Here is a 13,718-nt window from a genome sequence, read left to right as displayed (position 1 = left end):
GAGGGCGGCGATGCGGCGGATCCCGACCGCGGTGCTGCTGGCGCCGGCGCTGGCGATCGGGGCGCTCCACGCCGGTGCGCTCGGGCTCGGCCTCCTCGGCAGCGTCGGCGTCCGTCCGTTCGGCGCGAGCGCACCGTCGCCGGAGGCGTGGAGCCGGGCCGCGGCGCTGCCGGGGCTCGCCGCGTCCGTGGCGGCGACGTTGTGGGTCGCGGCCGTGGCGACCGCGATCGCGGTGGTGCTCGGTGTCGCCGCCGCACTCGCGCTGCGGAGCGTCGGGCGGACGCGGGCGGCGGCGACGTTGGTGCAGGCCAATCTGGCGCTGCCGCACGTGGTCGCCGCGGTCGGTGCCCTGCTGTTGCTCGGCCAGTCCGGCCTCGTCGCGCGGATCGCGCACGCCCTCGGCCTGATCGACGGCCCCGCCGACTTCCCGGCCCTGACCGCCGACCCGCAAGCCGTCGGCGCCATCCTCGCCTACGCGGTCAAGGAGGCACCGTTCGTCGCGGCGGTGGCACTGGCCCGGCTGGCCGCGGCCGGCGACGGCGCCGAGCGGGCCGCCCGCGGCCTCGGAGCCGGACCGGTCGCGGTGCTGCGCCACGTCACGCTGCCGATGCTGACGCCGGCGGTGGCCGGGGCGGCTGCGGTCGCCTTCGCCTTCGCGCTCGGCGCCTACGAGATCCCCGCCGTGCTCGGCGCCAGCCGGCCGAAACTGGTGCCGGTGCTCGCCTACGAGCTGTTCGTCTCGCGCGACGTCGCCGACCGGCCGGTCGCCGTGGCGCTGGCCATCGCGACCGCCGCCGTCGCGCTCGCCGTCGTCGGCGTCGTCGGCGCGGTACTGCGCGCGCCCGCCGAGGTGCGCGCGTGAGCGGGCGTCGCGGCCTCGGCCCCCGGCTGCTGCTCGCGGCACTGGCCGCGGCCTTCCTGGCGCCGCTGCTGCCGATCCTGCCGGCGAGCCTGTCGCGCGGCTGGTTCTTCCCCGACCTCCTGCCGCGGCCGAGCCTCGCCGCCTGGGCCTACGCGGCCTCGCCGGTGTCCGGCATCCCGGCGGCGCTGGCGAACTCGGCGGCGATCGCCACGGCGACCGCGGTTCTGGCGGTGGCGGCGGCGCTGCCGGCCGGCCTCGCCCTCGGCCGCCGCGACTTCCGCGGCAAGGGCCTCGCCGAGCTCCTGCTGCTGGCGCCGGCGGCGACGCCGGGGATCGCGGTGGCGATGGGCGCGCACGCGCTGATGCTGCGGCTCGGACTCGCGGGCACCGCGGCCGGGGTGGTGGCGGTGCACGTGATGGCGGCGCTACCCTACGCGCTACTGGCGATCGCGACCGCGGCCGCCCTCGGCGGCGGCCGCACCGAGGCGGCGGCGCGCACGCTCGGCGCCGGGCCGCTGCGGACGGCGTTCGCGGTGACGCTGTCGGCATTGGCACCCGGCGTCGCCGTCGGCGCCGCCTTCGCCTTCCTGGTGTCGTGGAGCCAGTACGGCCCGACGCTGCTGATCGGCGGCGGCCGGGTGACGACGCTGCCGCTGATCCTGGCCCAGTTCCTGAAGGCCGGCCGCGCCGACGTCGCCGGCGTCGCGGCGATCCTCACCGTGGTGCCGGGGGTCGCCGTCGTGGCCGCGACGACGCCCTTCCTCGCCCGTCTGGTGCCCGCGGGGCGGGAGCGCGTGCCGTGACCGCCGTGGTGCTCGACGCGATCTCCAAGACTTGGCGCGGCGCCGCCCGTCCGGCGATCGACGCGGTGTCGCTGGCGCTGCCGGCGGGCCTGACGACGACGCTCGTCGGCCCGTCCGGCTGCGGCAAGTCCACGCTCCTGCAGGTGATCGCCGGGCTGACGGCGCCGGACGCGGGCACGGTCGCCCTCGGCGGCCGCGTCGTCACCGCGCTGGCCCCGGAGAAGCGCGGCGCGGTGCTGATGGGGCAGGATCCCGCGCTGTTCCAGCACATGAGCGTCGCCGGCAACGTCGCCTTCGGGCTCGGCCTGCGCGGTGTGCCACGGGCGGAGGTGGACGTCCGCGTCGCCGAGCTGCTCGAGCGCGTGCGCTTGCCGGGCTTCGGCGCGCGCCGGCCGGCGTCGCTGTCGGGCGGCGAGGCGCAGCGGGTGGCGCTCGCCAGAGCGCTCGCGGTGCGGCCGGCGGTGCTGCTCCTCGACGAGCCCTTCACCGCGCTCGATCCGGGGCTGCGCGAGACGATGCGCGCCCTGGTGCGTGAACTGCTCCGCGAGACCGGCACCACCGCGCTCCTCGTCACCCACGACCACGGCGAGGCCGCGGCCATGGGCGACCGGCTCGCGGTGATGCTGGATGGGCGGATCGCGCGCGTCGGCACGCCGGAGGACGTCTTCGCCGATCCGGGGAGTGCGGCGGTGGCGCGGTTCCTCGGCGCCAACGTGATCGCCGGGCGAGTGGTGGCCGGGGGCGTCGAGACGGCCTTCGGACGCGTGGCCCTCGAGGGTGGGTCGGACGGGGCGACGCTGTCGTTGGCGATCCGGCCCGAGGCGGTCCGGCTCGGCGGGGAAGGCCCGTCGGCGCGGGTGACCGGGGTCGAGTTCCGCGGCGGGGCGACGGTGGTTACGCTCGCCGCGGGCGAGGGCGAAACGCTGGTGGCGACGCTGGATCCGGTTGCGGCGCGGGGGATGGTCGTGGGCGCCATCGTGCCGGTGGAACTGCCGGCGGAGCGGGTGACCGTGGTCAGGGACGTCCCCCGCGCGTCGGCGTGACCCCGGCCCGCCGGCCTTCGGCCGTCGGCCCTCCCCACGAGGGGGAGGGTAGGCGCGTGGCGCCGTCGGGTTCCCGGTTCCAGCCTCGCCTCCGTGGGGAGGGACGGTCCAAGAGGCGGCGTGGGGTGCGCAGTTGCCCGGGCGTAGTGCGGGCACAGGCCGGGGCAGTCGTCGGTCGTCGCCGTCGCGGCTGCGCGCGCTCCGTCGGACCGGGGCTGCGCCGGACGTCGCGGCGCCGCGCCTGCCGCGCGGCGCCGTCGGTCGGTCAGGTCTCGTCGTGCTGGAGCGCCTGGGCGCGCTCGGCGGCGCGGGCGGCGCGTTCGGCCGGGTCGCGGCCGATGCGCGGGGCGAGCGTGGCGAGGTCGACGAAGTGGTCGGCCTGCCGACGCAGTTCGTCGGCGACCATGGCCGGCTGGGTCTGGAGCGTCGAGACGACGCTGACCTTGCGGCCCTTGCGCTGCACGGCCTCGACCAGCGAACGGAAGTCGCCGTCGCCGGAGAACAGCACGAGATGGTCGACGTGCTCGGCCAGCTCCATGGCGTCGACCGCGAGTTCGATGTCCATCGAGCCCTTGATCTTGCGACGGCCGGTGGAGTCGTAGAACTCCTTGGTCGGCTTGGTCACCACTTTGTAGCCGTTGTAGTCGAGCCAGTCGATCAGCGGGCGGATCGACGAATACTCCTGGTCCTCGGCGAGCGCGGTGTAATAGAGCGCGCGGAGGAGGTAGCCCTTCGAGCTGAATTCCTTCAGCAGGCGCCGATAGTCGATGTCGAAGCCGAGGGCCTTCGCGGTGGCGTAGAGATTCGCACCGTCGATGAAGAGGGCGATTTTTTCACGTTCGTCGAACATTTAACCAGTCTACCTTCGATCCCTGGGGATCTTCTCTTGGAATCTGCCGTGGCGCGAGCGATCGAATCCGCCGCTTGGGTGTCGGGCCGGGATTCCGCCGGCGGAGCGGAAGCCCGATGTCGATCGGATGCCCGACGTCTATCGGATGAACCTATGTCCGGAAAGGAAGATCGGCAAATGGGAACGGCCGGTCAACCGTCACATCATCGTCATCCCCGACGATGACGTCTTGAAAATATGTCGTCGTCACCCACGTGGTCTTCGCCGTCGCGCCATTCGGACGGTAAGCGCGGAAAATAGGGGACCCTTGCAATCGTGTCGAGGGCGTTTTAAGGGGTGTTACACAATCGCGACGTCACGGTGAAAAGGTGCCGAACGGTACGTTTCCGCCATCCGTCGCGGATACATTGGGATACGCCGGCGTCCGGCGTCCGCTTCCGGCCCGCGGTCGGGAGGGGGCGAAGGCCGCCGGTCGTCGCCGTCGAGGAGTTGCACCCATGGCCCGCGTCACCGTCGAAGACTGCATCGACAAGGTCGAGAACCGATTCGAGCTCGTGCTGCTCGCCAGCCACCGGGCGCGGATGATCTCCTCCGGCTCGCCGCTGACCGTGGCGCGCGACAACGACAAGAACCCGGTCGTGGCGCTGCGCGAGATCGCCGACGTCACCGTCTCCACCGGCGACCTCAAGGAAGACCTGATCCACTCGCTGCAGAAGTACGTCGAGGTCGACGAGCCCGAGCAGGAGGCCGTCGCCGGCCTGATCACCGCCGCCGGCGAAGAGCGCGAGGAGGACGAGATCGTCTTCGACCGCATGTCGGAAGAGGAACTGCTCAAGGGCCTCGAGGGCCTCGTGCCGCCGGAGAAGGTCGAGGAGATCTGACCGGCCGCGGAGCCGTCGTCGGGCTCCACCGATCGCGGACGCCAGGGCGCGTCCGCCAGGATTGTCAGAGGGCATGGACAGGCCCCGGGCTCGTGGGACACCTTGTGGGTTCCACCGGGCGCGGGGCCTTTCCCGTCCCGTGAGCGGCGGTTTCCAGAACACGATGATGCGGCAGTACGAGCTCGTCGAGAGGGTCCAGCGCTACAATCCGAACTGCGACGAGGCGCTGCTCAACCGCGCCTACGTCTATGCGATGCAGAAGCACGGCCTGCAGAAGCGGGCCTCGGGCGATCCCTACTTTTCGCATCCGCTCGAGGTCGCGGCGATCCTGACGCAGCTGCACGTCGACGACGCCACCATCGTCATCGCGCTCCTGCACGACACCATCGAGGATACCGACGCCACCCGTCAGGAGATCGACCAGAAGTTCGGCGTCGAGATCGGCCGGTTGGTCGAGGGCCTGACCAAGCTCAAGAAGCTCGACCTCGTCTCCAAGCGCACCCAGCAGGCCGAGAACCTGCGCAAGCTGCTGCTGGCGATCGCCGAGGACGTCCGCGTCCTGCTCGTCAAGCTCGCCGACCGTCTCCACAACATGCGCACGATCCACTACGTGCCGGAGACCAAGCGCGCCCGCATCGCCGAGGAGACGATGGACATCTATGCCCCGCTCGCCGGGCGCATGGGCATGCAGGACATGCGCGAGGAGCTGGAGCACCTCTCCTTCAAGGTGCTCCACGCCGAGGCGGCCGCGACGGTGGCCGACCGGCTCGACGAGCTCAGCGCCAAGAACGAGAGCCTGATCGCCGACATCGAGCGCGAACTCTCGGAAAACCTCGAACAGCGCGGCATCCGCGCCGCGGTCAAGGGCCGGCAGAAGCGGCCCTATTCGATCTTCCGCAAGATGATCTCCAAGCAGCTCGGTTTCGAACAGCTCTCCGACATCTACGGCTTCCGCATCCTGGTCGACGACGTCGACACCTGCTACCGCGCCCTCGGCGTCGTCCACACGATCTGGCCGACCGTGCCGGGCCGGTTCAAGGACTACATCTCGACGCCCAAGCAGAACGACTACCGCTCGCTGCACACCACCGTCGTCGGCCCGCACCGCCAGCGCGTCGAACTGCAGATCCGCACCCACGAGATGCACCGGATCGCCGAATACGGCATCGCTGCCCACGCGCTCTACAAGGACAAGTCGGCGCCGCAGGCCGATCCGCGCACCGGCGGCGCGCTGCCGAAGCTGTCGGAGGAAAGCCGCGCCTATGCCTGGCTGCGCCGGACCATCGAGGCGCTGTCGGAGGGCTCGAGCCCGGAGGAATTCCTCGAGAACACCAAGCTCGAGCTATTCCAGGACCAGGTGTTCTGCTTCACGCCGAAGGGGCGCCTGATCGCGCTGCCGCGCGGGGCGACGCCGATCGACTTCGCCTACGCCGTCCACACCGACGTCGGCAATACCTGCGTCGGCTGCAAGGTCAACGGCCGGATCATGCCGCTGGTGACTCAGCTCCACAATGGCGACGAGGTCGAGATCATCCGCTCGAAGGCGCAGGTGCCGCCGCCGACCTGGGAGGCGATCGCCGTCACCGGCAAGGCGCGCGCGGCGATCCGGCGCGCCACCCGCGAGGCGACACGCAAACAGTTCGCCAGCCTCGGCCGGCAGGTGCTGGAGGCCGCGTTCAAACGCGCCCGCCGCGACCTCGCCGACGAGGTCCTGGAGCTGGCGCTGCCGCGGCTCGGCCAGCCGACGCTGCCGGACCTGCTCGCGGCGGTTGGCCGCAGCGAGATCCCGTCCGCCGACGTGCTGAAGGCGGCCTATCCCGACTACAAGGACGAGCGCGCCACCCCGGCCCGCGAGGGCGGCGAGATCCGCCGGGCCGAGGAGGGCTGGTTCTCCTTCGCCGGCCAGAGCGGCGTGATGTTCCGCCACCTCGCCGACGAGACCGCGGGCGCGATGCCGATCCGCTCGATCGCCGCCGACCTGCCGGTGCGCTTCGCGCCGAACGGCGGTGCCGTGCCGGGCGACCGCATCGTCGGCATCCTGAAGCCGGGCGAGGGCATCATGATCTACCCGATCCAGTCGCCGGCGCTGAAGGAGCACGAGGACCAGGAGACGCAGTGGCTCGACGTGCGCTGGGACATCGACGCCGACGACCCGGTGCGCTTCCCGGCGCAGATCGCGATCCACTCGTTCAACGAGCCGGGCTCGCTGGCGCGGATCGCCCAGACCATCTCGGACAACGACGGCAACATCGACAACATCCGGATGGCGCGCCGCACCTCCGACTTCCACGAGGTGCTGATCGACCTCGAGGTCTGGGATCTCAAGCACCTGAATCGCATCATCAACCAGCTCCGCACGCGCCAGAACGTCAGCCGCGTCGAGCGCGTCAACGGCTGAGCCGGCGGGGAGGACGGGGCCATGATCATCGGCATCGGCAGCGACGTCATCGACATCCGCCGGGTCGAGCGGACTCTGGAGCGCTTCGGCGACCGCTTCGTCCAGCGCGTCTTCACCGCGGTGGAGCAGGAGCGTTCGGAGCGCCGCAAGGAGCGCGCCGCCTCCTACGCCAAGCGCTGGGCCGCCAAGGAGGCCTGCTCCAAGGCGCTCGGCAGCGGCATCCGCATGGGGGTCAACTGGCGCGAGATGGGCGTCGTCAACCTGCCGAGCGGCCAGCCGACGCTGGTGCTCACCGGCGGCGCCGCCGCCCGCCTCGCCGCCATGACGCCGCCGGGCTTCACGCCCCGCATCGACGTCACCATCACCGACGACCACCCCCTCGCCCAGGCCTTCGTGGTGATCTCGGCCTGGCCGGAGGGGTGGGGCGCGGGGGAGTGAAGAAACGGGAGAGCGTGGGCACGACGCTATGGCGCACCCACGCCATCCCCAAAGGCCGGACGGGCTCCGGTCGCGAGTGCCTGCACCCGTCCGGATCGAACGACCTCAGTGCCGCCCGGACTCGTCCGCGGGCACGATCATCTGCACGTTGGTAGCTCCGGCAGTCCGTTCCTCCGGACCGTCGATGCTGGTGGCCGAGATGTCCACGAAGTCCGCGTCGGAACCGCTGCTGCGGTTCATGCGGAAGGTGACGTAGACGGTCTCGTCGCGTCCGATGTTCACCTCGGTGGAAGAAATGTCGGCATCGCCTATGCAGTTGCCGCTCTCGTCGGATTCGCATGTCCGCGTGATTCCGACCGATCCGGAGGGCTGCGCCTGCACTCGGAAGAAGCCCGCGTAGTCACCCGTGTTCCGGACGGCGACGGTCACCCGCTTCGTCTGGAAGACGTCGAGTTTGATCCGATAGCGATCCAGGGTGTTGAGCGCGTCGATCTGGACCTGCGACACGGCACCGAAGTAACCGTCGGCCTGGAGGTAGGCGCGCTTGTCCGAGTTGTATCCCGAGTAGACGTTGCCACAGTCGAGCGACGCCCTGGCGTACGATTGGTAGATGGTCTCGGTACGCACGCTCACACGAAAGTCCCTGGATTCGCCCGGCGCGAGATCGAAGGGGGTGTCGTCGTCCGAGGTCGCCCCGCTGGATCGGTCGAGCGCGGCGAAGTCGACCGGCGAACTCCAGTCGTTGTCACCACGGAAGATGCAAGCAACCGCCGTGTCGGTCTCGGAATCATTGTAGACCGTTACGTCGCTGGTGATCTGGTCGAAGGCCCTGCTTCCCTGTTCGGGATAGTCGAATTGGGTTACGAGGTTCGGGGCCAACTCGTAGGTCTTTGTGCTGGCGGCGATAACGACTGAATTCGTTCCGAGCTTCGAGCCGGTGGAAGTGCTGGTCGCGCTGATTTCCAGCGTGGCGGCTCGAACGTTCGAGTCGGGGAGCGTTGCGGTCGGCCGATCGGAAATCGTATACCAGCTGACCCGTCCGGGTTGCAGCGTCGAACTGGTCTTCTTGATCGTGAAGTACGGGCTCAGGCGACCGAATTTCTCCGATATCTTCACCGGGACCGCGTAGCCGTTTGCCGAGAAAAAGGACAGAGTGTCGCCGTCACCCTCGCGGATGAACCAGGGTGAAGCGCCGAAAATGGCGATGCCACCCGCGGGCGAGAGCAACTGCGCACCGATCCAGTAGTGGCGGTCGTTGTAGCCGAGCTTCCGACTGGCATCGACCTGGATGCGATAGGTGTTGCCGGCGATCACGTTGAACGCGACAGAACCCGATCCGCGCGTGCCCGTCTTGGTGATCTGGGTCGTACCGACGACCTTGAGCGCCGACAGGGTGCTCCCGGTGTAGACTGCGAGGTCCAACGGGGCGCTGGCGGATTCGTTCGACGTGATGGCGACGACCGCCCGGCCGGTAGCCGTTGCCGTGAAAGTATACCACGCGGTGCGGCCGATGCTCGTGCTGCGGGCGCGCGGTTCGCCAAATTGCCTCGAATTGTATGTCAAAGTTCCAGGTATCGCGATCGTCGACGACGGAAGATCGAGGGCCGACTCGAAATTGTCGTTCGTCGACGCATAAGGTTGTGTTCTTTTGGCAGCAGACTCCGCGTTTGAACCTCCGAGGAGCAGGGCGGTGATTACCCAGAAGCCAATCTTCATAGCACCACTTCGCATTGCCGTACCCCGATGCTCTTCCGAGGACATCCCATGATGGCAAACTCGGCAAAAGCTAATATACCACTAAAAATCAGCAATCAAAGCGAGAGATTTGAGCGCTGCGATCGAAGGCGTCCGGTGTGCGAGGTGCCGCCCGCCTCGCCGCCATGACGCCGCCGGGCTTCACGCCCCGCATCGACGTCACCATCACCGACGACGACCCCCTCGCCCAGGCCTTCGTGGTGATCTCGGCCTGGCCCGAGGGGTGGGGCGCGGCGGGTTCGCCGCCCCCCGCCGGTGCCGTCACTTCGTGATCACCTCGAAGCCGCCGAAGCCGGCGTCGCGGGTGTCGGGGCTGCCGATGCTCTCGACGTCGAAGTAGACGAAGCCGCTCGCCGGTTCCACGCCGCGGTTGAGTTTCACCGTGACGTAGCCGACCTCGCGCCTGGCGAGGTTGATCGTGGCGCGCGAGGCCGTCGACGGACCGATGCACCTGCCGGCGGCGTCGGACTCGCAGACCGCGGTGACGTCCGCCTTGGTCTGGTACTCGTCGTCCTGGACCTTGACCACGAAGTCGCCGGCGTATTCGCCTGTGTTGGAGAGCTTGACGACGACGGGGTGGCCGGTGGTGCGCGCCGGCACGGCGAGCCGCTCGAAGGCGTCGACGCCCTGGGCGTCGACCAGGATCCGCGAGGCGAGGCCGTATTGCTCGGCGGCGTAGAAGCGGGCGAGGTAGTCGTAGTTGACCGCGGCGTAGCCGCCGCAGTCGAGGGTGACGTCCTCGTAGGCGTCGCCGGTGCCGGTCATGCCGACCTGGAAGCGGCGGACCTCGCCGGGCGCGAGCGGGAAGGCCCGGTTCACCTCGGCGGTCGGCTTGCCGGTGGCGTCGAGGGCGACGGTGCGCAGCGCGAAGGCGTCGGCGCTCGGCAGGAAGCGGCAACCGTCGGCCTTCGACGTCGAGGTGTTGGTGACGATGGCGGTCGCCGTGATCGCCTCGGTGGCGCGGGTGCCGATGCCGGGATGGTCGAAGCGGACCAGCAGCTTGGGCCGGGCGTAGCGGTCGTCGCGGATCAACTGCACGCCGGCGCGGCCCGCGCCGAGCGCTCCTCCGGTCGCCGCGTTCTTCGCGGCCACCGCCAGGGCGCCCTCGACGATGCCGTTCTTCGCGAGGTCGCGGGCGTAGTCGTCCTTGATCTCGAACCAGGCGGTGCCGGCGACGTCGAGCGCATCCGCGGTGGCGGTCAGCGTCACGACGCCGCCGACGGTCTCGACCGTCGGCGTGATCGCCGCCCGCGCCTTGAATCCGTTGACGGCGAGGAGCCGCTGAACGCCGTAGTATTCCTCGCGCAGGATGGTCGGCTCCTGCACGAACAGCGGCAGGCCGCCGGCGGCCCCGAAGGCGGCGAGGCCGATCTGGAAATTGCCCTCGAAATAGCCGTCCTGAGCGGCACTGTCGACCTGGACCATGTAGGTCTCGCCGGCGACCGCGTCGAACACCACCGCGGTGGCGTTGGCGTTGCCGACGCCGCTGAAGCCGCCGGACCCGAGCTTGACGAGGTTTGAAATCGCCGTGCCGCGGTAGACCGCGAGCTGGATCGGCGCCGGGTCCATCCGGCCGAGCGCGACGGTGACGACGACGCGGCCGGTCGCCGTCGCCTTGTGGACGTACCAGACGGACCGGCCGATGGCGGCGGCCGTGGCGCGCGGCTCGCCGAGTTCGCGGGTCGCGTTGTAGAGATGGCCGGGACGCAGCAGGGTGGACGAGGTCAGCGCGAAGGCGTCGGCGAACTCGTCGTTGCGCGGAGCGAACACCTGCGTACGCGCCTCGGCGACCGAGGCGGTGGCGAGGGCCGCGACGGCGGCGGCGAGAAGGGTGGTGCGGAGGGTCTTCACGGGATGCTCCGAGAGGCGCGTTGCGATGGAGCCGATCCATGCCCCCGCGCCGCCCCGGCCGGCAGCCCCGAACGCGGGCGGAGCGCGGCGTCGGCACCCCAAGCGGGTGCGATCCCCCGACGCCGCAATTCCGCTCGTTTTCTCCGCGACGCGTTGCGCCGATCGGCGCGAGCCGGTATCAAGACCCGGTTCCGGTGGGCGGCGCCGGAGCACGCGGCAGGGACCCCGGGGATCCAATGGCAGTGACGAACGACAAGGCGGCGAGCGGCGGCGGAATCGGCGAGACGATCAAGGTCGTCGTCCAGGCGCTCCTCCTCGCGCTGGTGGTCCGCACCTTCCTCTACCAGCCCTTCTCGATCCCCTCGGCGTCGATGAAGCACACGCTGCTGATCGGCGACTACCTGTTCGTCTCGAAGTTCTCCTACGGCTACAGCCGCTATTCCTTCCCGTTCGGCATCGTGCCGATGGAGGGGCGGGTGTGGGCGAGCGCGCCGCAGCGCGGCGACATCGCCGTGTTCAAGCTGCCGGCCGACAATTCGACGGACTACATCAAGCGCGTCATCGGCCTGCCGGGCGATCGGATCCAGATGCGCGAGGGCGTCCTCTACATCAACGACGTCGCGGTGAAGCGCGAGCACACCGGCCGATTCGTCGAGCCCGACGTGTTCGGCACCGAGCACGCCGCCGAGATCTGGCGCGAGACGCTGCCGAACGGCGTCTCCTACGACACGCTCGACCTGACGCCGAACGGCGGGGCCGACAACACCCGCGTGTTCGAGGTGCCGCCGGGCCATTATTTCATGATGGGCGACAACCGCGACAACTCCTCCGACAGCCGCGTCGACGGCTCCGGTGTCGGCTACGTCCCATTCGAGAACCTCGTCGGCCGCGCCGACGTGATCTTCTTCTCGATCGACGAGAGCGCCCGGCCCTGGATGTTCTGGACCTGGCCGTGGACCGTGCGCTGGGACCGCCTGTTCCAGACGCTCGGCTGATGGCCAAGGTCGTCCAGACCATCCGTCCGCTGGACGCGGTGGCCGAGCGCCTCGGGCACGTCTTCGCCAATCGCGAGAGCCTGTCGCGCGCGCTGACCCACCGCAGCGCCGTGCCGGGCGACCGTGCCGCCCACGAGAGCTACCAGCGTCACGAGTTCCTCGGCGACCGGGTGCTGGCGCTCGTGGTCGCCGACATGCTCTACAAGGCGCATCCGCGGGCCGACGAGGGCGATCTCGCCCGCCGCCTCAACCAGCTGGTCCGCCGCGAGACCTGTGCCGAGGTCGCCGCCGAGCTCGGGCTCGGCGAGGCGATCCGGCTCGGCACCGGCGAGCGCCAGTCGGGCGGGCGGCAGAAGGAGGCGATCCTCGGCGACGTCGCCGAAGCGGTGATCGCCGCGATCTACCTCGACGGCGGCTTCGAGGCGGCGCGCGCCTTCGTCGAGCGGCACTGGCGACCGCGCATGGAGGGCCTGTCCGGCCCCTTGCGCGACGCCAAGACCATGCTGCAGGAATGGGCGCAGGGGCGCGGCCTGCCGACGCCCGTCTACGAGGCGATCGACCGGTCGGGCCCCGACCACGCGCCGGAATTCACCGTGCGGGTGACGGTCGGCAGCGGTCCGGCGGGCGAGGGGCGCGGCAAGTCCAAGCGCGACGCCGAGCAGGCCGCGGCACAGGGCGTCCTCGTCCGCGAGGGACTTTGGAGTTCATGAGATGACGACGGCCGGCCGCGACCGCGGACCCGACGACGACGCCACCCCGCCGACGGTCGAGACCGCCGCGCCGGAAACCGACACGCGCCAGGACGACGCGGACGTCTTCGACGGGGACGATCTCGACGAGGGCGAGGACGACGACTTCGGCGACGACGAGGACTTCGCCGCGGCCGTGCCCGTGCCGGCGGCGCCGCCGCTCGACGGGCCGACCCGCGCCGGCTTCGTCGCGCTGATCGGCGCGCCGAACGCCGGCAAGTCGACCCTGATCAACCAGCTGGTCGGCGCCAAGGTCTCGATCGTCAGCCACAAGGTGCAGACGACGCGCGCGATCATGCGCGGCATCGTCATGCACGGCGCGGCGCAGGTGATCTTCGTCGACACCCCCGGCATCTTCACCCCGAAGCGCCGGCTCGACCGCGCCATGGTCGACACCGCCTGGGGCGGTGCGTCGGACGCCGACGTCGTCGCGCTGCTGATCGACGCCAAGCGCGGCGTCTCCGAGGACGTCGAGCCGATCCTCGCCCGCCTCGCCGACGTCCGGCTGCCGAAGGTGCTGGTCCTCAACAAGATCGACACCGTCAAGCGCGACAGCCTGCTGGCGCTCGCCGCCGACATCAACGCCCGGGTCGCCTTCGACGCCACCTTCATGGTGTCGGCGCTGAACGGCTCGGGCGTCCACGACCTGACGCGCCATCTCGCCGAGAAGCTGCCGGAGGGGCCCTGGCTCTATCCGGAGGACCAGATCTCCGACCTGCCGATGCGCATGCTGGCCGCCGAGATCACGCGCGAGAAGGTGTTCCTGCGCCTGCACGACGAACTGCCCTACGCCTCCACGGTCGAGACCGAGCAGTGGAAGGACCTCAAGGACGGCGCCGTCCGGATCGAGCAGACCCTGTTCGTCGAGCGCGAGAGCCAGCGCAAGATCGTGCTCGGCAAGGGCGGCCAGACCATCCGCGCCATTTCGATGGCGGCGCGCGAGGAACTGCAGGAGTTGCTGGAGCGTCCGGTCCACCTGTTCCTCTACGTCAAGGTGCGCGAGAACTGGGCCGACGACCCCGAGCGCTACCGCGAGATGGGGCTCGAGTATCCCCGCAAGGGCTGATGCCGAGCGCGACCGGAGGGCCGCCGT

13 protein-coding genes are annotated in these 13,718 nt (G+C 70.3%); 10 read left to right on the top strand and 3 right to left on the bottom strand.

What is annotated here, in order from left to right; translation table 11 throughout:
- The first annotated feature begins 10 nt into the window (after positions 1 to 10).
- From EDD54_RS03890 to EDD54_RS03880, 3 genes are read left to right on the top strand one after another with little or no spacing between them, the layout of a single operon-like run.
- The gene (locus tag EDD54_RS03890) at positions 11 to 862 is read left to right on the top strand and encodes an ABC transporter permease subunit (RefSeq protein WP_126536401.1); all 852 of its coding nucleotides are present in this window, start codon (positions 11 to 13) and stop codon (positions 860 to 862) included.
- The gene (locus EDD54_RS03885) at positions 859 to 1,665 is read left to right on the top strand and encodes an ABC transporter permease (RefSeq protein ID WP_208112149.1); all 807 of its coding nucleotides are present in this window, start codon (positions 859 to 861) and stop codon (positions 1,663 to 1,665) included. Before EDD54_RS03890 ends, EDD54_RS03885 begins: the two co-directional genes overlap by 4 nt.
- Positions 1,662 to 2,708: an ABC transporter ATP-binding protein gene (locus tag EDD54_RS03880; protein ID WP_208112147.1), complete on the top strand. Its 1,047-nt coding sequence runs from the start codon at positions 1,662 to 1,664 to the stop codon at positions 2,706 to 2,708. The genes EDD54_RS03885 and EDD54_RS03880 overlap by 4 nt, the downstream gene beginning before the upstream one ends.
- A 265-nt stretch (positions 2,709 to 2,973) precedes the next feature.
- On the opposite strand, the gene EDD54_RS03875 is transcribed toward EDD54_RS03880, so the two are convergent.
- A complete protein-coding gene (locus EDD54_RS03875; protein ID WP_126536403.1) occupies positions 2,974 to 3,558 on the bottom strand; it encodes a LabA-like NYN domain-containing protein in 585 nt (194 codons plus the stop codon).
- A gap of 497 nt (positions 3,559 to 4,055) precedes the next feature.
- Between EDD54_RS03875 and rpoZ the strand changes: the two genes are divergently transcribed.
- The 3 genes from rpoZ to acpS all read left to right on the top strand — a co-directional run bounded on the left by rpoZ (position 4,056) and on the right by acpS (position 7,275).
- A complete protein-coding gene (gene rpoZ / locus EDD54_RS03870; RefSeq protein WP_126536405.1) occupies positions 4,056 to 4,439 on the top strand; it encodes a DNA-directed RNA polymerase subunit omega in 384 nt (127 codons plus the stop codon).
- 163 nt (positions 4,440 to 4,602) lie between these two features.
- Positions 4,603 to 6,837 carry a RelA/SpoT family protein gene (locus EDD54_RS03865; RefSeq protein WP_126541713.1) on the top strand — a complete coding sequence of 745 codons (2,235 nt, stop codon included), beginning with the start codon at positions 4,603 to 4,605 and terminating at the stop codon, positions 6,835 to 6,837.
- 21 nt (positions 6,838 to 6,858) lie between these two features.
- Entirely contained in the window at positions 6,859 to 7,275 is a 417-nt protein-coding gene (acpS, locus tag EDD54_RS03860; RefSeq protein ID WP_126536407.1) for a holo-ACP synthase, read from the top strand.
- Between the two features lie 105 nt (positions 7,276 to 7,380).
- Here the strand turns inward: acpS and EDD54_RS03855 are convergent, their stop codons facing one another.
- Positions 7,381 to 8,991 (bottom strand): hypothetical protein, encoded by a 1,611-nt coding sequence (locus EDD54_RS03855; protein ID WP_126536409.1) that lies wholly within the window; start codon positions 8,989 to 8,991, stop codon positions 7,381 to 7,383.
- A gap of 137 nt (positions 8,992 to 9,128) precedes the next feature.
- Between EDD54_RS03855 and EDD54_RS03850 the strand changes: the two genes are divergently transcribed.
- Entirely contained in the window at positions 9,129 to 9,302 is a 174-nt protein-coding gene (locus EDD54_RS03850; RefSeq protein ID WP_207620242.1) for a holo-ACP synthase, read from the top strand.
- On the opposite strand, the gene EDD54_RS03845 is transcribed toward EDD54_RS03850, so the two are convergent.
- A complete protein-coding gene (locus EDD54_RS03845; protein WP_126536411.1) occupies positions 9,292 to 10,881 on the bottom strand; it encodes a hypothetical protein in 1,590 nt (529 codons plus the stop codon). The two genes, EDD54_RS03850 and EDD54_RS03845, sit on opposite strands and share 11 nt — an antisense overlap.
- 236 nt (positions 10,882 to 11,117) lie before the next feature.
- Between EDD54_RS03845 and lepB the strand changes: the two genes are divergently transcribed.
- The 3 genes from lepB to era are packed head-to-tail and all read left to right on the top strand — an operon-like array spanning position 11,118 to position 13,691.
- Positions 11,118 to 11,876, top strand: a complete 759-nt coding sequence (lepB, locus tag EDD54_RS03840; protein WP_126536413.1) for a signal peptidase I — start codon at positions 11,118 to 11,120, stop codon at positions 11,874 to 11,876.
- Positions 11,876 to 12,586, top strand: a complete 711-nt coding sequence (gene rnc / locus EDD54_RS03835) for a ribonuclease III (RefSeq protein ID WP_126536415.1) — start codon at positions 11,876 to 11,878, stop codon at positions 12,584 to 12,586. The genes lepB and rnc overlap by 1 nt, the downstream gene beginning before the upstream one ends.
- A gap of 1 nt (position 12,587) precedes the next feature.
- Positions 12,588 to 13,691 (top strand): GTPase Era, encoded by a 1,104-nt coding sequence (era, locus tag EDD54_RS03830; protein WP_126536417.1) that lies wholly within the window; start codon positions 12,588 to 12,590, stop codon positions 13,689 to 13,691.
- Positions 13,692 to 13,718: the final 27 nt, after the last annotated feature.

The sequence above is a fragment of the Oharaeibacter diazotrophicus genome, assembly GCF_004362745.1.
GTDB classification, from domain to species: Bacteria; Pseudomonadota; Alphaproteobacteria; order Rhizobiales; family Pleomorphomonadaceae; genus Oharaeibacter; species Oharaeibacter diazotrophicus.
This window is presented reverse-complemented; position numbering and strand designations above follow the sequence as displayed.

Excerpts from the sequence above, each read along its gene's own strand:
- EDD54_RS03890 (WP_126536401.1), top strand. The coding sequence starts at position 11 with ATGCGGCGGATCCCGACCGCGGTGCTGCTGGCGCCGGCGCTGGCGATC.
- EDD54_RS03875 (WP_126536403.1), bottom strand. The coding sequence starts at position 3,558 with ATGTTCGACGAACGTGAAAAAATCGCCCTCTTCATCGACGGTGCGAAT.
- rpoZ (WP_126536405.1), top strand. The coding sequence starts at position 4,056 with ATGGCCCGCGTCACCGTCGAAGACTGCATCGACAAGGTCGAGAACCGA.
- EDD54_RS03865 (WP_126541713.1), top strand. The coding sequence starts at position 4,603 with ATGATGCGGCAGTACGAGCTCGTCGAGAGGGTCCAGCGCTACAATCCG.
- acpS (WP_126536407.1), top strand. The coding sequence starts at position 6,859 with ATGATCATCGGCATCGGCAGCGACGTCATCGACATCCGCCGGGTCGAG.
- EDD54_RS03855 (WP_126536409.1), bottom strand. The coding sequence starts at position 8,991 with ATGAAGATTGGCTTCTGGGTAATCACCGCCCTGCTCCTCGGAGGTTCA.
- lepB (WP_126536413.1), top strand. The coding sequence starts at position 11,118 with ATGGCAGTGACGAACGACAAGGCGGCGAGCGGCGGCGGAATCGGCGAG.
- rnc (WP_126536415.1), top strand. The coding sequence starts at position 11,876 with ATGGCCAAGGTCGTCCAGACCATCCGTCCGCTGGACGCGGTGGCCGAG.
- era (WP_126536417.1), top strand. The coding sequence starts at position 12,588 with ATGACGACGGCCGGCCGCGACCGCGGACCCGACGACGACGCCACCCCG.